Genomic DNA, 21,082 nt, shown 5'->3' with positions numbered 1-21,082 from the left:
GTCAGGTGCCCGGCACGTCCGGGTCCTGCGCGGTCAATGTCGCCGCGGGGGGCGCCGATGTGGACGGCGGCACGGTGGCGGGCGGGGTCGACGGTGATCCGGAGGGCGTGCGCGTCGGTGCGGGCCGGCCGGAGGGCGAACGGCCGTGTGACCGGTCGGCCGGTGAGGACGACTCGGGCAGGGACGCCGGCCTGGTGGGGCTCGGCGGCACCGCGGGGCCCACCGGCTCACCCCCGTGCCCCAGCTGGAGCGCGGCGAGCGCCGCGCCGCCGGAGACCACGCAGACGGCGAGCGCCGCGCCCGCCGCGTACGTCCGGCGTCTGCGGCGGGCGCCGCGCGTGGCGACCTGCCCGGCCGGGGCGGGGGCGGCGCGCCGGGCGCCCGCATCCGCGGCCCGCTTCAGTGCGACGGCGAGCGGGTCGTCGGCGGGGGACTGGGGCTCAGTCACGGTGCTCCTCCGAGGTGGTCGCGTCGTCGAGATGCGGCGCGAGCGCCGCCCGGGCACGGGACAGGTGGGACTTCACGGTTCCGGCCGCGATCCCGGTCTCCGCGGCGACGTCCCGCACGGTCAGGTCGCACACGTAGTGCAGCACTGCCACCCGCCGCTGCCGCTCGGGGAGCCGCCGCAGCGCGGCGACCAGCGCCACCGTCCCCGGGTCGGGCTCGGGCACGGTACCCGCGCGCTCCCCGTGGTGACGGCGCCACGCCTCCGCCGCCCGCCCGCGCCGCCGCCACCGGGAGACCGCGAGCCGCCACGCGACGGTCCTGATCCACGCCTCGGGTCCGGCGTCGCGCTCCAGGCGGGAGCGGCGGGCCCAGCCGCGCACGAAGGCCTCCTGGACCACGTCCTGCGCCTCGTGGAGGTCGCCCGTCATCAGATACACCTGTCCCACCAGCCGTCGCACGGAGTGCGCGTAGAACGCCTCGAACTCCTCGTCGGTCAAGTGGTCTCCTGGTGCGTGCGGTGCGTGGGGCGTCCGGGGTCGGTGGGGTTTCTGGTGTGTGCGGGGTTCGGGTTCCCGAAGCCTTTACGCCTGGCGCGGGCATCCGGTTTACCCGGCGGGGCGGGAATCCCCGGGAATTTCCGGACCATTGGTTCCGGGACATTGTGCTGGAGGGCGCGCACGGCCCCGCCCGCCGGGCCGCGCCGGCCGGCCCGGAGTCGTACGCTGGAGACCCCCGGCCCGTGTGACGTGCCGGGCCCTTCGCGTTGCCCCACCCACTCCGGTTATCTGGACGGAAAGCCTTCAATGAGCCTGCACGGTCTGCTCGACGCTGTCGTCAAGGACTCGGCACTCGCCGAAGCGGCCAAGGCCGCGACCGACGGTCACCGCATGCACGTCGACCTCGTCGGCCCGCCCGCGGCCCGGCCCTTCGCGGTGGCGGCCCTGGCCCGCGAGTCGGGCCGCACCGTCCTTGCGGTGACGGCCACCGGCCGGGAGGCGGAGGACCTGGCCGCCGCGCTGCGCACGATCCTGCCGCCGGACGGCGTGGTGGAGTACCCCTCGTGGGAGACGCTGCCGCACGAGCGCCTCTCGCCCCGCTCCGACACGGTCGGCCGCCGCCTCGCGGTGCTGCGCCGCCTCGCCCACCCCCGCCCCGACGACCCGGAGACCGGGCCGGTCTCGGTGATCGTCGCGCCGGTCCGCTCGGTCCTCCAGCCGCAGGTCAAGGGCCTGGGCGACCTGGAGCCCGTGGCGCTGCGCCCCGGCGAGAGCGCCGATTTGAACGAGATCGTGGAGGCCCTCGCGGCAGCGGCGTACTCCCGGGTCGAGCTGGTCGAGAAGCGCGGCGAGTTCGCGGTGCGCGGCGGCATCCTCGACGTCTTCCCGCCCACCGAGGAACACCCGCTGCGCGTGGAGTTCTGGGGCGACGACGTCGAGGAGATCCGGTACTTCAAGGTCGCCGACCAGCGCTCGCTGGAGGTCGCCGAGCACGGTCTGTGGGCGCCGCCCTGCCGTGAACTGCTCCTCACCGACGAGGTGCGGGAGAAGGCCGCCGCCCTCGCCGAGCTCCACCCGGAGCTCGGCGAGCTGCTCGGGAAGATCGCCGAGGGCATCGCCGTCGAGGGCATGGAGTCCCTCGCCCCGGTCCTCGTGGACGACATGGAGCTGCTGCTCGACGTCCTGCCGAAGGGCTCCATGGCGGTGGTCTGCGACCCGGAGCGGGTGCGCACGCGCGCCGCCGACCTGGTGGCGACCTCGCAGGAGTTCCTCCAGGCCAGCTGGGCGGCGACGGCCGGCGGCGGGGAGGCCCCGATCGACGTGGGCGCGGCCTCCCTGTGGGGGCTCGCCGACATCCGGGACCATGCGCGCGAGCTGGGCATGATGTGGTGGTCGGTGAGCCCGTTCGCCGCCGACGAGGCGCTGGACGACCACACCCTGAAGCTCGGCATGCACGCCCCGGAGACGTACCGCGGCGACACCGCGAAGGCGCTCGCCGACACCAAGGGCTGGCTCGCCGACGGCTGGCGCACCGTCTACGTCACCGAGGGCCACGGCCCGGCCGCCCGCACCGTGGAGGTCCTCGGCGGCGAGGGCATCGCGGCCCGCCTGGACGGCGACCTGGGCGAGCTGACGCCGTCCGTCGTGCACGTCTCCTGCGGCTCCATCGACTACGGCTTCATCGACCCGGCGCTCAAGCTCGCCGTGCTCACCGAGACCGACCTGTCGGGCCAGAAGGCGGCGGGCAAGGACGGGCAGCGCATGCCGGCCCGCCGCCGCAAGACGATCGACCCGCTGACCCTGGAGGCCGGCGACTACATCGTCCACGAACAGCACGGCGTGGGCCGCTACATCGAGATGGTGCAGCGCACCGTGCAGGGCGCCACCCGCGAGTACCTCGTCGTGGAGTACGCGCCCGCCAAGCGCGGCCAGCCCGGCGACCGGCTCTACATCCCCACCGACCAGCTGGAGCAGATCACCAAGTACGTCGGCGGCGAGGCCCCGACGCTGCACCGGCTCGGCGGCGCCGACTGGACGAAGACCAAGGCGCGCGCGAAGAAGGCGGTCAAGGAGATCGCCGCCGACCTGATCAAGCTGTACTCCGCCCGCATGGCCGCGCCCGGCCACGCCTTCGCCCCCGACACGCCCTGGCAGCGCGAGCTGGAGGACGCCTTCCCCTACGCGGAGACGCCCGACCAGCTCACCACGATCGCCGAGGTCAAGGAGGACATGGAGAAGACGGTCCCGATGGACCGGCTGATCTGCGGCGACGTCGGCTACGGCAAGACGGAGATCGCGGTCCGCGCGGCCTTCAAGGCGGTGCAGGACGGCAAGCAGGTCGCGGTGCTCGTGCCCACGACGCTCCTGGTCCAGCAGCACTTCGGCACGTTCTCCGAGCGGTACTCGCAGTTCCCGGTCAGTGTGAAGGCGCTCAGTCGCTTCCAGACGGAGACCGAGTCCAAGGCGACGCTGGAGGGGCTGCGCGACGGCTCGGTCGACATCGTCATCGGCACGCACCGCCTCTTCTCCTCCGAGACCAGGTTCAAGGACCTGGGCCTGGTCATCGTCGACGAGGAGCAGCGCTTCGGCGTCGAGCACAAGGAGCAGTTGAAGAAGCTCCGCGCCAACGTCGACGTGCTGACCATGTCGGCGACCCCCATTCCCCGTACGCTCGAAATGGCCGTCACCGGCATCCGCGAGATGTCGACGATCACCACGCCGCCCGAGGAGCGCCACCCGGTGCTCACCTTCGTCGGGCCGTACGAGGAGAAGCAGATCGGCGCGGCCATCCGCCGTGAACTCCTGCGCGAGGGCCAGGTCTTCTACATCCACAACCGCGTCGAGTCGATCGACCGGGCGGCGGCGCGGCTGCGGGACATCGTCCCCGAGGCGCGCATCGCGACCGCCCACGGCCAGATGTCCGAGCAGGCCCTGGAGCAGGTCGTCGTCGACTTCTGGGAGAAGAAGTTCGACGTGCTCGTCTCGACGACGATCGTCGAGTCCGGCATCGACATCTCCAACGCCAACACCCTGATCGTGGAGCGCGGCGACAACTTCGGCCTCTCCCAGCTCCACCAGCTGCGCGGGCGGGTGGGCCGTGGCCGCGAGCGCGGCTACGCGTACTTCCTCTACCCGCCGGAGAAGCCGCTCACCGAGACCGCCCACGAGCGGCTCGCCACCATCGCCCAGCACACGGAGATGGGCGCGGGCATGTACGTGGCGATGAAGGACCTGGAGATCCGCGGCGCGGGCAACCTCCTCGGCGGCGAGCAGTCCGGGCACATCGCGGGCGTCGGCTTCGACCTGTACGTCCGCATGGTGGGCGAGGCCGTCGCCGACTACCGGGCGTCCCTGGAGGGCGGCGTGGAGGAGGAGCCGCCGCTGGAGGTCAAGATCGAGCTGCCGGTCGACGCGCACGTCCCGCACGACTACGCCCCCGGCGAGCGCCTGCGCCTCCAGGCCTACCGCGCCATCGCCTCCGCCAACACGGAGGAGGACATCAAGGCGGTACGCGAGGAACTCACCGACCGCTACGGCAAGTTGCCGGAGCCGGTGGAGAACCTCCTCCTCGTGGCGGGGCTGCGGATGCTCGCCCGCGCCTGCGAGGTCGGCGAGATCGTCCTGCAGGGCAGCAACATCCGCTTCGCCCCGGTGGAGCTGCGCGAGTCGCAGGAGCTCAGGCTCAAGCGCCTCTACCCCGGCACGGTCATCAAGACCACCGCCCAGCAGGTCCTTGTGCCGCGCCCGAAGACCGCGAAGGTCGGCGGCAAGCCGCTGGTCGGCCGCGAACTCCTCGGCTGGGTCGGCGAGTTCCTGACATCGATCCTCGGCTCCTAGGGGCCGCCGCCCGCGTCCTGCGGCACCATGGCGACCATGGCAGCCGGGGGACGCGGGACGGGAATCGCCTGGGCGGGCGCGACCGCCGTTCTGGTCGCCGGGGCGCTGGTCTACGTACTCGCCCCGGAGCACGAGGCGTTGGGCGTCTCCGACCGCAGCGGCCTGATCTCCATGGTCATCGGCCTGCCGGGGCTGGTGGTCGCCCTGATCGCGCTGCTGTGGGCGCGGCCGGGCGCCTCCGCGGACCAGGCGGCCGCCGTCGCCAGGCTCGCCCGCGAGGTGCGCTCGGTCGGTGAACCGCAGTGGACGCACAGCCTCGGCGGCGACCTCGCCGCCATCGACGTGACGTTCACCTTCCGCCCCTACGCGCACGCCCGCGCGGCGGAGCTGCCGGCCACCCCGGCCGGGCAGCTGGGGCGCGTCGTCGAGGACTACCGCGCCCTGCGCCCGCGCCGCATGGTCATCACGGGTGCGGCGGGCGCGGGCAAGACCGTCCTGGCCAGGAAGCTGGTCCTGGAGCTCAACGAGGCGCGGGCGGAGGACGAACCGGTCGCCGTGCTCATCGCCCTTGCCGACTGGGACGAGGACGAGCCGCTGTCCGACTGGGTCGTCCGCCACCTGGAACGGGACTTCGGCCTGCCGCCGAGGTCCGCCCGCGCGGTCATGGCCGGACGGATGGTCCTGCCCGTGCTCGACGGCCTCGACGAGATGGACGCGGACGACGTGGCCGCGCCGGAGTCCAGGGCGCGCGGCGCGCTGGAGGCACTCGCCACCTACCAGAACGGCACGGACCCCGCACCGCTCGTCCTGACCTGCCGCACGCGCCAGTACGACGCATTGGAGGCGGACGGCAGCCACATGCTCGACGCCGCCCGCATCGACATCGACCCGGTCTCCCCGGAGCAGGCCGTCCGCTTCCTCGGGCAGCGCGGCGCGGCGCGCCGCCCCGGCCTGTGGCGGCCGGTCCTCGACGAGCTGCGGGCGGCCCCGCGGGGCGTCCTCGCGTCGGCGCTGTCGACGCCGTGGCGGCTGACGCTCGCCAGCAGGGTGTACGAACGCGACGGCGACCCGGGGGAGTTGGTGCCCGCGGCGAGCGTGGGGGAGGTCGCGGACCTGCTCCTCGGCCGGTTCGTCGAGGCGTCGGTGAGCAGCGCGCCCAGAGCCGGTGACCGGTACCGGCCGTACGACATCCACCGCAGGCTGCACCGGCTGGCCGTGCTGCTCGGCGCGGGCAGCGCGGCCGAGACCGACCTGGTGCTGCACCGGCTCGACGAACGGCTGCCGCCGCGCCGGGTGCGCGCGGTGGTCTGCGCGGGTCTGGTCCTGGCCGCCGGGCCGGCCGCCCTGGTGGTGGCCCGGGCCCGGACCGACGTCGACGTGCTGGTGATGGCCGCGATCACGCTCGTCGTGGTGGCCGGCTCGCTCGTCGAGGAGGTGCGCGGCAAGAACGCGGGGTGGCTGCTTGCGGAGGTCGCGATGCCCGCCCCGGGCAGCCCGCTGTGGCGGCTGGGGCTGCGCCGGCTCCTGCGGGTGAGTGTGCGCAGCCTCGCGGGGTACGGCGTGGGGGCGGTCCTGGCGTTCGCCGTGTGGCAGGTGCTCCCCGCGTCGGCCGGCGGCGGGGGCGGCAACACACTGAGCCTCCTGCTGCTCGGCTGGCTCGCGCTGGCGATACTGGCGTGGGCGTCCGCAGCCCAGCTGGACAGCACCGCCGTCGGGCCCGCCGGGCCCGTGCGGGCGGGCTGGTGGAGCGTCGTCTTCTGCGCGGGGGTGCCGGGCACCGGCGCGCTGACCACCGGGGGAGCCGAGGCCGCCGACGTGCTCATGGGCAGCCTGCTCCTGACGGGGATCCTGGCGCTGCAACGGGACTGGGTGGGATACCTCGTCTTCCTCGTCTCGCAGCGCGGGCTCGGTCTGCGCCTGGCGCGGTTCCTCGACTGGGCGGTCGGCGCGGGCCTGATGCGCACCTCCGGCATCGCCTACCAGTTCCGGCACCGCGAGTTCCAGGAGTGGCTGGTGCGCCACCCCGAGCCGGTGGTCCGGGCGGGCCGGCCGGGGAGCCCGCACCGTCACGGGTGAGGGCGGCGGGGCGGCTCAAGGGGCCGTGCACGCCTCGGCGATCGACAGGCTGTTCTCGTAGAGGTGGTGGCGGGTGATGCGGCCGTCCTCCACGGTGAGCCGCAGCGCGAAGGGGCCCTCGAAGGACTTGCCGGTGGCGCGCACGGTGCCGGAGAGGTGGCCGAAGAGGACGGCGTCGGTGCCGTCGACGAGGAAGGTGTCCAGGGTGGCGCGGGCGTCCTCGGGGACGGTGTGCTCGGCCAGTTCCGCGGACTGGGCGGCGCATTCGGCGCCGGTGGAGCGGGGGCGTATCCACGGCACGGCGGGGTTCTCGGCGAGCAGCCAGTCGACGTCGTCGGCGAAGAGCTCCGCCATCCGGCCGGTGTCCCCGGCAAGGCGCGCGGAGAGGAACTCCTGGACGACGGCGCGGGTGTGCTCGGCGGTGGCGTGTTCAGTGGTGGTGTGCTCGGTGGTCATGGGTTCTCCCCGGGGTCGGTTCGGCTGAGGTGATGTGTCCGATCCTGGCGGGGCGCGGGGGGCCGGTCGATTACCGCACGGGTAATGGCGCCCCGAGCGGTGAGGGAGAGGCAAGACCCGGACGCTACGGTGGGGATGGCGAAGTCCGCCCAGGGGAGGGGAGAGCGCAGTGACGCTCGAGGTCGTTGGTCTGCACCGGTTTCCGGTGAAGTCGATGCTGGGCGAGGAGCACGAGCGGCTCGACTTCGGTCCGCGCGGTGCCGTCGGCGACCGGGAGTGGGCCCTGCGCCACCCCGACGGCAAGCTCGCCAGCGGCAAGAACAACGCCCGCTTCCGCCGCGTTCCCGGCCTCCTGGAGCACTACGCGGCGTACGGCGGGGACGGCGGGCCCGTCATCACCGCACCGGACGGCGCCACGCTGCGCCCCGGCGACCCGCGGATCCCCGAGCGTTTCGGCGAGGGCGTCGAGCTGGTCAGGGAGGGCGAGGAGAGCCTCAAGGACGTCTCCGCCGTCTCCGTCGTCGGCACCGCCTCGCTCCGCGCCCTCGGTGACCTGCTCGGCGACGCCGACCCCGTCGACGTACGGCGGCTGCGCAAGAACATCGTCGTGGAGACCGACGAGCCCTGGATCGAGGAGAGCTGGCTCGGCCGCGAGATCCTCGTCGGCGGGGCGGGGGGCGGGCAGCCGCTGCGGCTGCGCGGCCTCAAGCGCGTCAAGCGGTGCGTCATGGTCACCCAGGCCCAGCCCGGACTCCCCGTGGACAACCGCGTCCTGAAGACCCTCACCGCCGCCCGCGGCATGTGCATCGGCATCCACACCGAGCTGCTCGCGCCCGCGCCGGTCGCCCTCGGCGACACGGTGGTGGTCCGGTGAACCGGCGTACCGCTTCGGCCCTCCTCGCCCTGGTCGCCGTCCCCGCGCTGCTCACCGGGTGCGAGCTCGACTCCAAGGACACCGGAGGCAAGGAGGGCGGCGCGGGCGGGCCCGCGGCCGGTGCGGGGTCCGCGCTGGCCGCCGTCGACACGCTCACCGTCAAGGGCCGCGCCCCCAAGACCGGTTACGACCGGGGCAGGTTCGGCACCGCCTGGGCGGACACCGACTCCAACCACTGCCCGACCCGCGACGACATCCTCAAGCGCGACCTGAAGGACGTCAGGTATCAGGGCGGGGAGTGCCGGGTCGCCTCCGGCAGGCTCGCGCCCGACCCGTACACGGGCAGGGACGTGACGTTCCGGCGCGGCCGCAGCCAGGTCGACATCGACCATCTCGTGGCGCTCTCGGACGCCTGGCAGAAGGGCGCCTTCCGGTGGGCGCCGAGCAAGCGCATCGCCTTCGCCAACGACCCGCTCAACCTCCTCGCGGTCGACGCGGGCACCAACCGCGGCAAGAGCGACGGCGACACCGCGACCTGGCTGCCGCCGAACAAGGCGTACCGCTGCGCCTATGTGGCGGGGCAGGTCGCGGTGAAGAAGAAGTACGGGGTGTGGGTGACCGGCGCCGAACGGGACGCCATGAAGAAGGTGCTCGGCACCTGCCCCGACGAGAAGCTGCCGGCCGGCGACGCCCCGACCACGGCGCCGGGCCGCTTCCACGCCCGCTGACCCCCGGGGAAAAGGGCGTTACAGAACGGTGCCCGGGCGCTAGCGTGCGGGACATGGAGCTGAAGATCACGACCCTCGCCGAGCGGCCCGGGCTGGCGGGCCCGGTCTGGGGCATGGCCGAGGACTGGCCGGAGTTCATCCTGCACGACCCCGTCGGCTGGTCGCTGATCGGCCGGATCGTCGCGGAGCTGCCGGAGTACGTCCTGGTCGCCACGGACGCCGCCGACGGCGACAGGGTCGTGGCCCGCGGCTTCAGCGTGCCGCTCGCGCTGCGCGCCCGCACCGGCGGTGAACTGCCCGACGGCGGCTGGGACCAGGTGCTGCTGTGGGCCTTCGCCGACCTGCGGCACGGCAAGGAGACGGACACCGTCAGCGCCATCGAGATCACCGTCGACGGGACGGCGCGCGGCAAGGGCCTCTCCGCGCGGATGCTCGCGGCCATGCGGGACAACGCCCGCGCGCGGGGCTTCACCGAACTCGTCGCGCCGGTCCGCCCCAACGCCAAACACCTCGAACCGGCCGCGCCGATCGACGAGTACGCGTACCGCACCCGCGAGGACGGCCTGCCGCACGACCCGTGGCTCCGGGTGCACGTGCGGGCCGGCGGCGTCATCGAGAAGGTCGCGCACGCCTCCATGACGGTGTCCGGGTCGATCGCGCAGTGGCGCGAGTGGACCGGGCTGCCGTTCGACGAGGAGGGGCCCGTCGAGGTGCCGGGCGCGCTGGTGCCGGTCCAATGCGAACCGGCGCGCGGCTACGGCGTGTACGTCGAGCCGAACGTGTGGGTGCGGCACGGTTGGTGAGGCGCCCGGTCCCTCAGAGTTTGTCCAGGTCGACGATGTCACCGGTGGGCGGCGCCGTCTTGACGGGCTTGTCGTAGTCGCCGAAGTTCATCGGCTCGGACTTGCCGCCGGTCGACGAGTCGATCCTCAGCAGGTACGGCTTGCCCTCGGTGGCGACGTAGATCGTGTACTTCGTCGCGCCGTCGCGCTCGGTGAGCTTGATCGCCGGGGTGCCGTCGACGGTGGTCAGCGGGCCCCTGTGGGCCGCCGAACGGGCGTCCTTGAACTCGGCGAGCAGGACGTCCAGGTCGCAGAAGCCGGCGATCTCCTTCGCGTCGGCGCTGGTCGCCTTCGTCTTCGACCAGCGGTTGGCGAACATGTCCACCGCGGCCTGGACGTCGGCCGCGGGCTCGCCCTTGCTCTGCGCGCGCAGGAACTTCTCGTCGTACTTCATGTAGACGGTCTTGCCCGGGATGATCAGCTCGATCGAGCCCTGCCCGCCCATCTTCATGGTGCCCGCGCACTTGCCGGACGTGTCCATGGCCATGTCCATGGAGGTCAGTCCTGACTCCTTGTCGGTGACCGCGCCGGAGATGCGGAGCGACTTCGCGTGGGAGGTCGTCTCGACGGCCTTCTCGGCGATCTCGCCCCCGGAGAGGCCGGCGAACGGCCCCTTGGGGGTCTCGCTCTTCCTCGCGGCGGAGCCCTTCGCGGATCCCGTGTCGCCGGAGTCCGGCCCGCAGGCCGTGAGGGCGACGGTGGCGGCGACGAGGCAGGCCGTCACGGCGGCGGTGCGGCGCGGGCGCAGGTGGTGATGCATGGGAAATCCCCCAGGGAGTCGTTCGATGGGGACATCACAGCAGGAGAGTGTGAACCGAGTCAACACGAGCTTCTGTGAATCATGGGTCACCGCCCGTGAAGCCCGCCGTACGAGGGCGTCGTGGGTATGCTCGACCCCGCGCGACTGACCCCGCGCGACGAGGGGAGCTGCCAGAGATGACGCCGCGGGACGACGCGACCGAAGTCACCGCCGCCGGGATCGCCCGCCTGGCCGGAGTCGGCCGGGCCGCCGTCAGCAACTGGCGCCGCAGACACGGCGACTTCCCCCGCCCCGTCGGCGGCACCGAGACCAGCCCCTCCTTCGCCCTCGCCGAGGTCGAACAGTGGCTGCGCGCCCAGGGCAAGCTCGTCGAGGTCCCCCTGCGCGAACGCGTCTGGCAGCAACTCGCCGGCCACCCCGCCGGCCCCGTCACCGCCCTGCTGCACACCGGCTGCGCCCTGCTCCTGATCCGCGACCGGCCGTCCGCCTGGCTCGCGGCGCACGCCGTCTCCGATGAACGGCTGGCCCAGCTCCTGCCCGGCGAACTCGACGAAGTGGTGACGATGCGCTTCGGCGTGCGGCGCCGGCGCGCCGTCCACGTCCCCGAGGCGGCCGAACTCCTGCCGTCCGTACCGCTGTTGCGCTCCGCCGCCGAACTCGCCGCCGAACTCGGCGCGCGCCGCACGTACGAGTTCCTGCTCGGCCGGCACACCGACGCCAACCCCCGCCAGTACACGCTCACCCCGGCCGGACCCGCCGAGCTGATGGCGCGGCTCGCCGGGCCCGCCCGCACCGTCCTCGACCCCGCCTGCGGCACCGGCGCCCTGCTGCACGCCGTCCCGGCCCGCCCCGACCAGTACCTGTACGGCCAGGACAGCTCACCGGAACTCGCCGCCCTCAGCGCCCTGCGCCTGGCCCTCGGCACCGACGCGACCGTGCGCACCATGGCCGCCGACACCCTGCGCGCGGATGCCTACGACGACCGCAGGGCCGACGCCGTGCTCTGCCACCCGCCGTTCAACGAACGCAACTGGGGCCACGACGAACTGGCCTACGACACCCGCTGGGAGTACGGCTTCCCGGCCCGCGCCGAGTCCGAACTCGCCTGGGTCCAGCACGCGTTGGCCCGCCTCACCGACGGCGGCACCGCCGTCCTGCTGATGCCGCCGGCCGCCGCCGCCCGCCGCTCGGGCCGCCGCATCCGCGCCGACCTGCTGCGCCGCGGCGCCCTCCGCGCCGTCATCGCCCTGCCCGCCGGCGCCGCCCCGCCCTACAACCTCCCCCTGCACGTGTGGATCCTGCGCAGGCCCGACCCGGCGGCGCGCCCCGCACCCGAACTGCTGCTCGTCGACACGGCGGGGCTGCTGGCCGCCGACGGCCGCGACAAACAGCTATGGCCCGCCGTGCAGGACACCGTCCTCGACGCCTGGCGCCACGCCGACCGGCACGGCACCCTCGACGAACGCCCCGGCCTCGCCCGCAGCGTGCCGGTGCTCGAACTCCTCGACGACGAGGTCGACCTGACACCCGCGCGCCGCCTGCCGCCCGCCACCGCGGGCGGCGGCGGACCGGAGCTCGCGACCGTACGACAAGGTCTCGGCGAGGCGCTGCGCCGGGCCGCCGACCTCGCCCCCGACCCGGACGCCCTCGTGCCGGCCGGCCCCGACACCCCGCACCCGCCGCTCACCACCGTCGGCGAACTGGCCCGCGCCGGCGCCCTGTCGCTGCACACCGGCACCGGCACCGGGCCCGGCGGCGCCCCCGTCCTCACCGACCACGACGTGCTCGCCGGCGGACCGCCGTCCGGCACCGCCCACGAAGGGACCGCGGGGGAGACCCCGGTGCGCACCGAACCCGGCGACGTCGTCGTCCCCGTCTTCGGCGGCGGCGCGGCGGCCCGCGTCATCGACACGAGCACCGCGGGCGCCGTCCTCGGCCGCGGCCTCGCCCTGCTGCGCCCCGACCCGGCCGCCCTCGACCCGTGGTTCCTCGCGGGGTTCCTGCGCGGCACCGCCAACCACCGCAGGGCCAGCAGCTACGCCTCCACCGCCGCCCGGCTCGACGTCCGCCGCCTCCAGCTGCCCCGGCTGCCCCTGGCCGGCCAGCGCGACCACAGCGAACGCTTCCGCCGCCTCGCCGACTTCGAGGACTCGCTGCGCCACGCCGCCCGGCTCGGCGAGCGGCTGGTGCGCGGCCTGCACGACGCACTCACGGACGGCACCCTTCCGCCCGGCTGACGGAACCGGACCGCCCCGCGGCGGCGTGACCAGTACGACAACGGTTCGGTACAACCCGGGACCGCTTCCCCGGGTCGGCCTATACGCTCGAATCCGCATTCGTTCGTCCTCAGTACCAGGAGCAGCCATGCACGGCCACGGCCATGCGCCACCGCACCAGCCGCCCCCGTCCGGCGGCACGCACGTGACGCTGCGCGTGGTCTTCGTGGCGCTCGCCGTGCTGACCTGCGGGATGCTCGCGTGGGCGCCGATGCTGCGGATCGCGTTCGTGACGCGCAGGGCCCACGACTGGCTGCTCTTCGCCCTCGTGACCGCGCTCGACGTCACGGCCCTCGTGCTGATCGGCGTCGACCCGGGCGAGGACGAGTTCCAGGGGCCGGGCAACGCCGGCATGGTGATCCTGCTCTGCACGCTGACGGCCGCCCTCGCCTACTACCTGTTCGCGGACATCCGGTACTTCAGCGCCCACCGGCAGCCGCACTTCGCCGGGTACGCGCCGCCGCAGGTCCACCCGCAGCCCGGCTACGGCTACCCGCAGCCCGCCCCCGGCCCGGCCCCGCTCGCCCCGACGCAGTTCCTGCCGCCCCCGGCCGCACCCACCCCGCCGCCCGCGCGCCCCGCCCCGGCCCGCATCAACCAGGTCAGGGCCGAGCTCGACGAGCTCAGCGACTACCTGCGCAAGCAGGAAGGCGGCAGCCGACCGTGACACCGGGCACGCCGCAGGGGACCGCGGCGGGCGGTCACGGCGGCCGCGTGGTCGCCGGGCGCTACGAACTCTCCACGCTCATCGGCCAGGGCGGCATGGGCCAGGTCTGGACCGCCTACGACCAGCGCCTGGACCGCCGCGTCGCCGTCAAGCTGCTCCGCCCCGACCGGGTCGCCGGCGCCGAGGCCGAGGAGCTGCGCCGCCGCTTCGTGCGCGAGTGCCGCGTCACCGCGCAGGTCGACCACCCCGGTCTGGTCACCGTGCATGACGCGGGCAGCGAACCCACCGAGGACGGTGCCCTCTTCCTCGTCATGCAGTACGTCGACGGCGCCGACCTCGGCGACCACCTCGCCGAGCACGCCCCCTACCCGTGGCAGTGGGCCGTCGCCGTCGCCGCCCAGCTGTGCGCCGTGCTCTCCGCGGTGCACGCCGTGCCGATCGTCCACCGCGACCTCAAGCCGCGGAACGTGATGGTCAAACAGGACGGCACCGTCTCCATCCTCGACCTCGGCATCGCCTCGGTCATGGACACCGACACCACCCGCCTCACCCACACCGGCTCGCCCATCGGCAGCCCCGCCTACATGGCCCCCGAGCAGGCGATGGGCGGCGCGGTCGGCCCGTACACCGACCTGTACGCACTCGGCGTGCTGATGCACGAACTCCTCAGCGGCGACGTGCCGTTCTCCGGCTCCACCGCGCTCGGCGTCCTCCACCGCCACCTGTACGAGCCGCCGCTGCCCGTCCGCCGGCTGCGCCCCGAGGTGCCCGAGGCCCTGGAGGCCCTCGTCCTGCGCCTGCTCGCCAAGGACCCCCAGCACCGCCCCGCGAGCGCCCAGGAGGTCTACGGGGAACTGGCGCCGCTGCTGCCCGCCCGGGGCACCCCGTCGGGCCGCCCCCTCGACCCCACCCGCCCCTTCCTGCGCCCGCACGCGCCGTGGCCGGACCGCGCGGCGACACCCGCGCCCGCCCCCGACCTGCCGCCCCCGCCGCCGGGCGCACCGCCGCGCCAGGACCTCGCACGGGCCGTCGAGGACGTCAAGCGGCTTCTCGGCGAGGGACGCATCACGCAGGCCGTGGACATCCTCGGCTCGATCCTCCCGGCCGCCGCCGCCGAGCACGGCGAGCACTCACCCGTCGTACGCAGCCTGCGCAAGCAGTACGCGGCCACGCTCATGGACGACGGCCAGTACCGCCGCGCCCTGCCCGAGCTGCGCCGCCTCGCCGACGAGCGGGCCGCCGAGTCCGGCCGGGCGGACCCGCACTCGCTGCAGTTCCGGTACGAGGCCGCGCAGTGCCTCGAACAGCTCGGCGAACCCGCCGCGGCACTCGCCGAGTACCGCTTCCTGCTCCCCTATTACGAGAACCAGTACGCGACGGACGACCGCCGCCAGTCCCTGGAGATCCGCCGCCGCATCGGCCACCTGCTCCTCGCCCTCGGCGACCGGGCCGCCGCCCACGACACGCTGGCCCGGCTGCTGCACGACGCCGAGCTGCTGCACGGGCCCGGCCACCCGTTCCCCGCGGAGATCCGGCGCACCCTCCAGTGGCTCGGACAAGTGCGCGGCTGACGCTTCCGACCCGGGTGGAGGGTGCCTCAACTCCCGGGAAATCGTTGGTCGAATAGGTGTCGAATGGCTGGCCGGGACGACGGCCACTGCCTACCATCGATCACCGCAAGACTTTGTGCACCGCCGCACAATCTCCACGGGAGGCTTCCTTGCACCGCCGTCGTCGCACCGCGCTCATCCTCTCCGCCGCCGCGATCGCCGCGGCCCCCCTCCTGACCGCCTGCGGCGGCGAGGCGCACCCAGGCGCCGCGGCCGTCGTCGGCGGCGACCGCATCACGGTCGCGCAGCTGGAGGGCCGGGTGAACGAGGTGCGCGAGGCGCAGCGGGCCGCCGTCCCCGACGACGCGCAGTATTCGCAGACCATCGCCAAGTCCGGCGGCCTCACGCGCAGCACGCTGCACACCATGGTCCTGGACAAGGTGCTGCACCGCGCGGCCACCGACGCCGGGGTGAGCGTCACGCGCCGCGACATCCAGACCATGCGGACCGGCCTCGAACAGCAGGCCGGTGGCCGCAAGGCCCTCGAGCAGGGCTGGCTCCAGCAGTACAGCGTCGCTCCCGCCCGCCTCGACGACAGCCTGCGCACGGAGATCGAGGCGCAGAAGCTCGCGCGCAAGCTGGGCGCCGACATGAACGCGCCCGAGGGCCAGGCCGTCTTCTGGAAGGCCCTCACGGCCGCGTCCAAGAAGCTCGACATCGACCTGAACCCGCGCTACGGCCACTGGGACGTCGACAAGAACAAGCGCGTCGACGCGAAGACGCCGTGGGTGCGCCAGGTCACCGGCACCGGCGCGGCACAGGACCAGCGGGCCTAGGGGGCGGGGCGCCCGGGGCACCCGGGGCCGGGGGGCTGTCGGCGGGCTGGGTTACGTTCGACGGGTGAACGAGACCGAGACCACGCCCCCGGCCGCCGGCTCCGACGTGCCGGTCGGCCGCGTCATCCTGCTGACCACCAGCCACCGGGTCGCGCCCGGCCTGCTGTCCTGGCCCGCCTGGCAGGCGCTGCACGCCGCCGACGCGGTGCTCTGCGCCGACCCGGACCACCCCCAGCTGCCGTACCTGCGCGAGGCGGGCGTGCGCGTCGAACAGGCCGCGCCCACCGCGTCGGAGCTGGTGGACGCCTGCGCCGGCGGCCGCACGGTCCTGGTCGTCGCCACCGCCGAGGGCGACCGTCCCCTCACCGACGGCCTGGCCCGCCTCGCAGGCTCGGGCCGCGTCGCCATGCCGGAGCTCGAACTCCTGCCCGCCTCGTACGACCTGCCGGGCGCGCGCCTGCTCGACCTGGTCCAGGTGATGGACCGGATCCGCGCCGAGTGCCCGTGGTCCTCCCGGCAGACCCACGAGGGACTGGTGAAGTACGCGCTGGAGGAGGCGTACGAACTGGTGGAGGCGATCGAGGAGGGCGACCGGCAGGAGCTGCGCGAGGAGCTCGGCGACGTCCTGCTCCAGGTCGTCTTCCACGCGCGCATCGCCGAGGAGGCCTCCGGCGAGCCCGGCGACGAGCCCTTCTCCATCGACGATGTGGCGGGCGGCATCGTCGAGAAGCTCATCCACCGCCACCCGCACGTCTTCGGCGACGCGTCGGCGCGGACCCCGGAGGACGTCAAGGCGCACTGGCAGCGCACGAAGGCGGTCGAGAAGCAGCAGCGCACGTCGATCACCGAGGGCATCCCGCTGGGCCAGCCCGCCCTGGCCCTCGCCGCGAAACTGGCCTCCCGCGCACGCACGGCCGGCCTCGACGTGCCGGTGCCGGCGGGGGAGGGCGTGGGGTACGAACTCCTCGCGCTGGCCCTGCGGGCGGAGTCCCGGGGCGTGGACCCGGAGTCGGCCCTCCGCGCCGCGGCCCGCGCCTACCGCGACGCGATCCGCGCGGCGGAGGGGGCGGGGGCGGCTTAGGCCTGTCCGGTGGACGGGGGGCGGTCCTGAACTCCTCGCGCCGGCCCTGAGGGCGGAGTCCCGGGACGGTTTAGGCCCGTCCGGTGGACCGGGGAGCGGGCCGGCGGGGTCCGGCTCGCCCGCACCAGAAGCCCTCCGCCGCCCCTCTCATGCGCTCTGATCCGCCGGGCAGGCCCGGCGGGGCCGGCGGTGTGCGGGGTGGGGCGCGGCGGGGGATACCGTCGACGGCATGCACGACCAGCCGTCGGCCGCCGCGCCCCGCCCCGCCGAAGACGTCCCCGCGCCCCCGGCGTCCCCGCAGCCCGAGCTCTTCAGCTGGGAGTTCGCCACCGACCCCTACCCGGCGTACGCCTGGCTGCGCGAGAACTCTCCCGTGCACCGGACCACGCTGCCGAGCGGCGTGGACGCCTGGCTGGTCACCCGGTACGCGGACGCCCGGCAGGCCCTCGCCGACCAGCGGCTCAGCAAGAACCCGGCCCACCACGACGAGCCCGCCCACGCCAAGGGCAAGACCGGTATCCCCGGCGAGCGCAAGGCCGAGCTGATGACGCATCTGCTCAACATCGACCCGCCGGACCACACGCGGCTGCGCCGGCTCGTCTCCAAGGCGTTCACCCCGCGCCGGGTCGCCGAATTCGCGCCACGCGTCCAGGAGCTGACCGACCGGCTCATCGACGCGATCGTCGAGGGGCGGAGCGGCGACGGGGAGGGCGGCGCCGACCTCATCCACGAGTTCGCCTTCCCCCTGCCCATCTACGCCATCTGCGACCTGCTCGGCGTCCCCCGCGAGGACCAGGACGACTTCCGCGACTGGGCGGGCATGATGATCCGGCACGGGGGCGGGCCCCGGGGCGGTGTCGCCCGGTCGGTGAAGAAGATGCGCGGCTACCTCGCCGAACTCATCCACCGCAAGCGCCTCGACCCGGGCGACGACCTCATCTCCGGTCTCATCAAGGCCTCCGACCACGGCGAGCACCTCACCGAGAACGAGGCCGCCGCGATGGCGTTCATCCTTCTCTTCGCCGGCTTCGAGACCACCGTCAACCTCATCGGCAACGGCGTGTACGCCCTGCTCACCCACCCCGAGCAGCGCGAGCGGCTGCAACGGGCGCTGGCGGCGGGCGACACCGCGCTCCTGGAGACGGGGATCGAGGAACTCCTGCGCTTCGACGGGCCGGTCGAGCTCGCCACCTGGCGGTTCGCCACCGAGGCGCTCAGCATCGGCGGCCAGGACATCGCCGCGGGCGACCCCGTCCTCGTCGTGCTCGCCGCCGCCGACCGCGACCCGGCCCGCTTCGAGGCCCCCGACACCCTCGACCTTTCCCGCAGTGACAATCCGCACCTCGGATATGGGCACGGGATCCACTACTGCCTCGGCGCCCCGCTCGCCCGCCTGGAGGGCCGCACCGCCCTCGCGACGCTGCTCAGACGCCTTCCCGACCTGCAACTCGCGGTGGATCCCGCCGATTTGCGGTGGCGTGGCGGACTGATCATGCGGGGACTGCGCACGCTGCCGGTGAAGTTCACAGACGCACAGGAAACGGCGCGCGGCTGACGGACCATCACGACTGTGATGTTCACGTGATCTCCGCTGCATCGACTTGTGACAAGCGTTCGACTGCGGCTACGTTCACGTCGACTTGGGCACCCCGGTGCCCGGTCGTCGCCGCAGTCTCCTGAAAGGCAACCGCATGCTCTCCGGTCAAGGTCGTCACCGACGCCCCCGCCAGGCCCCGGCTCTCATCGTCGCGGCAGGCGTCACCGGATCAGCCATCGCCATCCCCCTGCTCGCCGCCACCAGCGCGAGCGCCGCCTCCACCACCACCTGGGACAAGCTCGCCCAGTGCGAGAGCGGTGGCGCGTGGAGCGCCGACCCGGGCAACGGTTATTACGGAGGACTCCAGCTCTCCCAGGAGACATGGGAGAGCTACGGCGGCCTCGACTACGCGCCCAGCGCCGACCAGGCCTCCAAGTCCCAGCAGATAGCCGTCGCCGAGAAGGTCCTCGACGCCAAGGGCACCGCCGCCTGGCCGAGCTGCGCCCCGATCGCCGGTCTCACCGACGGCGGCGCGGCGGCCGACGTGGACCCGGGCGCCCCCATCACCCCGGAACCCTCCGATCCGTCCGGTTCGACCGGCGCCGAGGGCTCCAAGGACTCGAAGGAATCCAAGGACTCCGGGGACGCCAAGGGGTCGAAGGACGGCGCGGAGAAGGGTGACGCGTCCGGCGAACCCGCGGACTCCGCCGAGCCGTCCGACGACGCGTCGACGGACCCGGCGGACGCCTCGGGCGACACGCCCGGGAAGGGCGCCGGCTCGCGAGAGAAGAATCACGACGAGTCCGGCGAAAAGGACGGCAAGAAGGACGGCAGGGGCGGGAAGGGCGACGCCGACGGCAAGGGCGGCACGGACGGCTCCGGCAAGTCCGGGACCGGGGACGGCACTTCGCCCGACCCTGAGGACGCCACCGCCCCCTCCGAGGGCTCCGACGGCTCCTCCGGCCGCCACCGCGGCGACCGCGCCGACGAGAGCGGGGGTGCAGGCGGGCGTCCCGGACGGCACGCCTCGCGCGGCGACGAGCGCACCGGCGCGGTCGCCGACGGGACGTACACGGTGCGCTCCGGGGACAACCTCTCGCTCATCGCGGACGACCTCGACGTCGACGGCGGCTGGCACGAGCTCTACGCCGAGAACAAGAAGACCGTCGGCGCCGACCCGGACCTCATTCTCCCCGGTCAGAGCCTCGATCTGGGCGAAAAGTAACGGTAGTTGACGATGCGTCTGCCGGGGCCTTCGCGGCGTATGTCCGCTTTGGCGCGAGTGAGACATGGGTCTCAGAAGCCCTGATCGTCTTTGAAATTGTGTGGAAGACGTGATTACCGTCGTCACCGCTCGCCACTGGTGAGCCCCGCCGGTCGGTACGCCGAATCCTGCCAACGGCCGGACGGGAACAGTCGTCGCTCAAGAGCGCCGTGGGCAGGAGCGGGGGACCCAAGGTTTGTGCCGGGTCCGTCCGTTGAGGGGGTGGGCAGCCGAGAGGCTGGGCGCCGCGCAACGGACGGGAACGGCTAGGGGTGAAGTCGCGCTCAAGGAGTGCGACCGGGCAACCACATCGGCCCGAACCCGACAGCTCACCTCGCAGGCGTCGGTGTAGGGGATCAACTCATGCTGCTTTCCAGCAAGGGCAAGCACCGCCGTCCGTCCAAGGCCACCCGCGTCGCCACGCTCGTCGGCGTGACCGGCGCCGCCGTCGCCGCCCCGCTGATGGCGGCCGGCTCGGCCTCCGCCGCCACCACCTCCGAGTGGGACGCCGTCGCCCAGTGCGAGTCCGGCGGCAACTGGTCCATCAACACCGGCAACGGCTACCAGGGCGGCCTGCAGTTCTCGCCGTCCACCTGGGCCGCGTACGGCGGCACCAAGTACGCGCCGACCGCCGACAAGGCCTCCAAGGCCCAGCAGATCGAGATCGGCGAGAAGGTCCTGGCGGGCCAGGGCAAGGGCGCCTGGCCGTCCTGCGGCGTCGGCCTCTCGGGCGCCTCGCCCAGCAGCGGCGGCGGCTCGCAGCAGCAGGCCCCGCAGCAGCAGGCTCCGCAGGAGAAGCCGCAGCCGCAGCGGACGCAGCAGCAGGCCGCTCCGCAGCACCAGCAGCAGGCCGCGCCGAAGCCGCAGCCCGCGCCGCAGACCGAGTCCAAGAAGACCGTCGAGACCCCGACCGGCAAGACGGTCAAGAAGGGCGACGGCGAGTACAAGGTCGAGACGGGCGACACCCTCTCCAAGATCGCCCAGGCGCACCACGTCAAGGGCGGCTGGCAGAAGGTCTACAAGCTGAACGGCGACATCATCGACGACGCCGACTTCATCTACCCGGGCCAGCAGCTCCACCTCGGCTGAGGCTGCTCCCCACCCGGCCGTGCCTCGGCGGACGCACGGCCGGCCCCCGTCCCCACGGGCTCCCCGCCCCGGTGCGCGTATCCCCCGTACGCACCGGGGCGGGGCCATGTCCGCCGCCGGAACCCCGCCATCCGGCCCTGCCGAGGCCGCCCCGCCTGTTCGCTACCAGCGAGTAGAAACGCGGCCCATCGTCCTGATTCCAGGGGATTTGGCCTCTTGTTCGTCCCACGGGACGGGCGGTCGGCTGGCTGAAGCCCCGGAGCCG

Annotated in this window: 17 protein-coding genes and 1 riboswitch; of the genes, 13 read left to right on the top strand and 4 right to left on the bottom strand. The window is 73.7% G+C overall.

Going from position 1 to position 21,082, the window contains the following annotated elements:
• Position 1: 1 nt before the first annotated feature.
• Together ACZ7DY_RS26015 and ACZ7DY_RS26010 are read right to left on the bottom strand one after the other, a co-directional pair.
• Positions 2-448, bottom strand: a complete 447-nt coding sequence (locus tag ACZ7DY_RS26015; RefSeq protein WP_471138933.1) for a hypothetical protein — start codon at positions 446-448, stop codon at positions 2-4.
• The gene (locus ACZ7DY_RS26010; protein ID WP_471138931.1) at positions 441-944 is read right to left on the bottom strand and encodes a SigE family RNA polymerase sigma factor; all 504 of its coding nucleotides are present in this window, start codon (positions 942-944) and stop codon (positions 441-443) included. Before ACZ7DY_RS26010 ends, ACZ7DY_RS26015 begins: the two co-directional genes overlap by 8 nt.
• A 306-nt stretch (positions 945-1,250) precedes the next feature.
• On the opposite strand from ACZ7DY_RS26010, the gene mfd reads away from it, so the two are divergent.
• Positions 1,251-4,781 carry a transcription-repair coupling factor gene (gene mfd, locus ACZ7DY_RS26005; RefSeq protein ID WP_471138929.1) on the top strand — a complete coding sequence of 1,177 codons (3,531 nt, stop codon included), beginning with the start codon at positions 1,251-1,253 and terminating at the stop codon, positions 4,779-4,781.
• Positions 4,782-4,817: 36 nt separating this feature from the next.
• Positions 4,818-6,857, top strand: a complete 2,040-nt coding sequence (locus ACZ7DY_RS26000; protein ID WP_471138927.1) for an NACHT domain-containing protein — start codon at positions 4,818-4,820, stop codon at positions 6,855-6,857.
• A 15-nt stretch (positions 6,858-6,872) separates the two neighbouring features.
• On the opposite strand, the gene ACZ7DY_RS25995 is transcribed toward ACZ7DY_RS26000, so the two are convergent.
• The gene (locus ACZ7DY_RS25995; RefSeq protein ID WP_471138925.1) at positions 6,873-7,313 is read right to left on the bottom strand and encodes a nuclear transport factor 2 family protein; all 441 of its coding nucleotides are present in this window, start codon (positions 7,311-7,313) and stop codon (positions 6,873-6,875) included.
• Between the two features lie 169 nt (positions 7,314-7,482).
• On the opposite strand from ACZ7DY_RS25995, the gene ACZ7DY_RS25990 reads away from it, so the two are divergent.
• Genes ACZ7DY_RS25990 through ACZ7DY_RS25980 form a run of 3 tightly spaced genes read left to right on the top strand, consistent with a single transcriptional unit; the run spans position 7,483 to position 9,718 of the window.
• Positions 7,483-8,187 carry an MOSC domain-containing protein gene (locus ACZ7DY_RS25990; protein WP_471138923.1) on the top strand — a complete coding sequence of 235 codons (705 nt, stop codon included), beginning with the start codon at positions 7,483-7,485 and terminating at the stop codon, positions 8,185-8,187.
• On the top strand, positions 8,184-8,915 hold the full coding sequence (locus ACZ7DY_RS25985) for an HNH endonuclease family protein (RefSeq protein ID WP_471138921.1): 732 nt from the start codon (positions 8,184-8,186) through the stop codon (positions 8,913-8,915). Before ACZ7DY_RS25990 ends, ACZ7DY_RS25985 begins: the two co-directional genes overlap by 4 nt.
• A 53-nt stretch (positions 8,916-8,968) precedes the next feature.
• On the top strand, positions 8,969-9,718 hold the full coding sequence (locus ACZ7DY_RS25980) for an N-acetyltransferase (protein ID WP_471138918.1): 750 nt from the start codon (positions 8,969-8,971) through the stop codon (positions 9,716-9,718).
• Positions 9,719-9,731: 13 nt separating this feature from the next.
• Here ACZ7DY_RS25980 and ACZ7DY_RS25975 read toward each other — a convergent pair whose 3' ends face one another.
• A complete protein-coding gene (locus ACZ7DY_RS25975; RefSeq protein WP_471138916.1) occupies positions 9,732-10,517 on the bottom strand; it encodes a hypothetical protein in 786 nt (261 codons plus the stop codon).
• 176 nt (positions 10,518-10,693) lie between these two features.
• Between ACZ7DY_RS25975 and ACZ7DY_RS25970 the strand changes: the two genes are divergently transcribed.
• The 8 genes from ACZ7DY_RS25970 to ACZ7DY_RS25935 all read left to right on the top strand — a co-directional run bounded on the left by ACZ7DY_RS25970 (position 10,694) and on the right by ACZ7DY_RS25935 (position 20,817).
• On the top strand, positions 10,694-12,754 hold the full coding sequence (locus tag ACZ7DY_RS25970) for an N-6 DNA methylase (protein WP_471138914.1): 2,061 nt from the start codon (positions 10,694-10,696) through the stop codon (positions 12,752-12,754).
• A gap of 127 nt (positions 12,755-12,881) precedes the next feature.
• Positions 12,882-13,460 carry a hypothetical protein gene (locus ACZ7DY_RS25965; protein ID WP_471138911.1) on the top strand — a complete coding sequence of 193 codons (579 nt, stop codon included), beginning with the start codon at positions 12,882-12,884 and terminating at the stop codon, positions 13,458-13,460.
• 47 nt (positions 13,461-13,507) lie between these two features.
• A complete protein-coding gene (locus ACZ7DY_RS25960) occupies positions 13,508-15,031 on the top strand; it encodes a protein kinase domain-containing protein (protein WP_471139881.1) in 1,524 nt (507 codons plus the stop codon).
• A gap of 149 nt (positions 15,032-15,180) precedes the next feature.
• Positions 15,181-15,846 (top strand): SurA N-terminal domain-containing protein, encoded by a 666-nt coding sequence (locus ACZ7DY_RS25955; RefSeq protein ID WP_471138909.1) that lies wholly within the window; start codon positions 15,181-15,183, stop codon positions 15,844-15,846.
• Between the two features lie 64 nt (positions 15,847-15,910).
• Complete coding sequence (locus ACZ7DY_RS25950; RefSeq protein WP_471138906.1) at positions 15,911-16,927, top strand: nucleoside triphosphate pyrophosphohydrolase; 1,017 nt, start codon at positions 15,911-15,913, stop codon at positions 16,925-16,927.
• A gap of 229 nt (positions 16,928-17,156) precedes the next feature.
• Positions 17,157-18,482 (top strand): cytochrome P450 family protein, encoded by a 1,326-nt coding sequence (locus ACZ7DY_RS25945; RefSeq protein ID WP_471138904.1) that lies wholly within the window; start codon positions 17,157-17,159, stop codon positions 18,480-18,482.
• Positions 18,483-18,618: 136 nt separating this feature from the next.
• The gene (locus tag ACZ7DY_RS25940) at positions 18,619-19,689 is read left to right on the top strand and encodes a transglycosylase family protein (protein WP_471138902.1); all 1,071 of its coding nucleotides are present in this window, start codon (positions 18,619-18,621) and stop codon (positions 19,687-19,689) included.
• A gap of 195 nt (positions 19,690-19,884) precedes the next feature.
• Positions 19,885-20,087: riboswitch (cyclic di-AMP (ydaO/yuaA leader) on the top strand.
• A 4-nt stretch (positions 20,088-20,091) separates the two neighbouring features.
• Positions 20,092-20,817 (top strand): transglycosylase family protein, encoded by a 726-nt coding sequence (locus ACZ7DY_RS25935; protein ID WP_471138901.1) that lies wholly within the window; start codon positions 20,092-20,094, stop codon positions 20,815-20,817.
• Positions 20,818-21,082: the final 265 nt, after the last annotated feature.

It is taken from the genome of Streptomyces sp. NPDC037013 (assembly GCF_055607265.1).
Note: the sequence above shows the minus strand (reverse complement) of the source record. Positions and strands in the feature narration are given on the sequence as shown.

Coding starts and splice junctions, on each gene's coding strand:
- ACZ7DY_RS25965 (WP_471138911.1), top strand. CDS start 12,882: ATGCACGGCCACGGCCATGCGCCACCGCACCAGCCGCCCCCGTCCGGC.
- ACZ7DY_RS25995 (WP_471138925.1), bottom strand. CDS start 7,313: ATGACCACCGAGCACACCACCACTGAACACGCCACCGCCGAGCACACC.
- ACZ7DY_RS25935 (WP_471138901.1), top strand. CDS start 20,092: ATGCTGCTTTCCAGCAAGGGCAAGCACCGCCGTCCGTCCAAGGCCACC.
- ACZ7DY_RS25980 (WP_471138918.1), top strand. CDS start 8,969: ATGGAGCTGAAGATCACGACCCTCGCCGAGCGGCCCGGGCTGGCGGGC.
- ACZ7DY_RS25975 (WP_471138916.1), bottom strand. CDS start 10,517: ATGCATCACCACCTGCGCCCGCGCCGCACCGCCGCCGTGACGGCCTGC.
- mfd (WP_471138929.1), top strand. CDS start 1,251: ATGAGCCTGCACGGTCTGCTCGACGCTGTCGTCAAGGACTCGGCACTC.
- ACZ7DY_RS26000 (WP_471138927.1), top strand. CDS start 4,818: ATGGCAGCCGGGGGACGCGGGACGGGAATCGCCTGGGCGGGCGCGACC.
- ACZ7DY_RS25945 (WP_471138904.1), top strand. CDS start 17,157: ATGCACGACCAGCCGTCGGCCGCCGCGCCCCGCCCCGCCGAAGACGTC.
- ACZ7DY_RS25940 (WP_471138902.1), top strand. CDS start 18,619: ATGCTCTCCGGTCAAGGTCGTCACCGACGCCCCCGCCAGGCCCCGGCT.
- ACZ7DY_RS25970 (WP_471138914.1), top strand. CDS start 10,694: ATGACGCCGCGGGACGACGCGACCGAAGTCACCGCCGCCGGGATCGCC.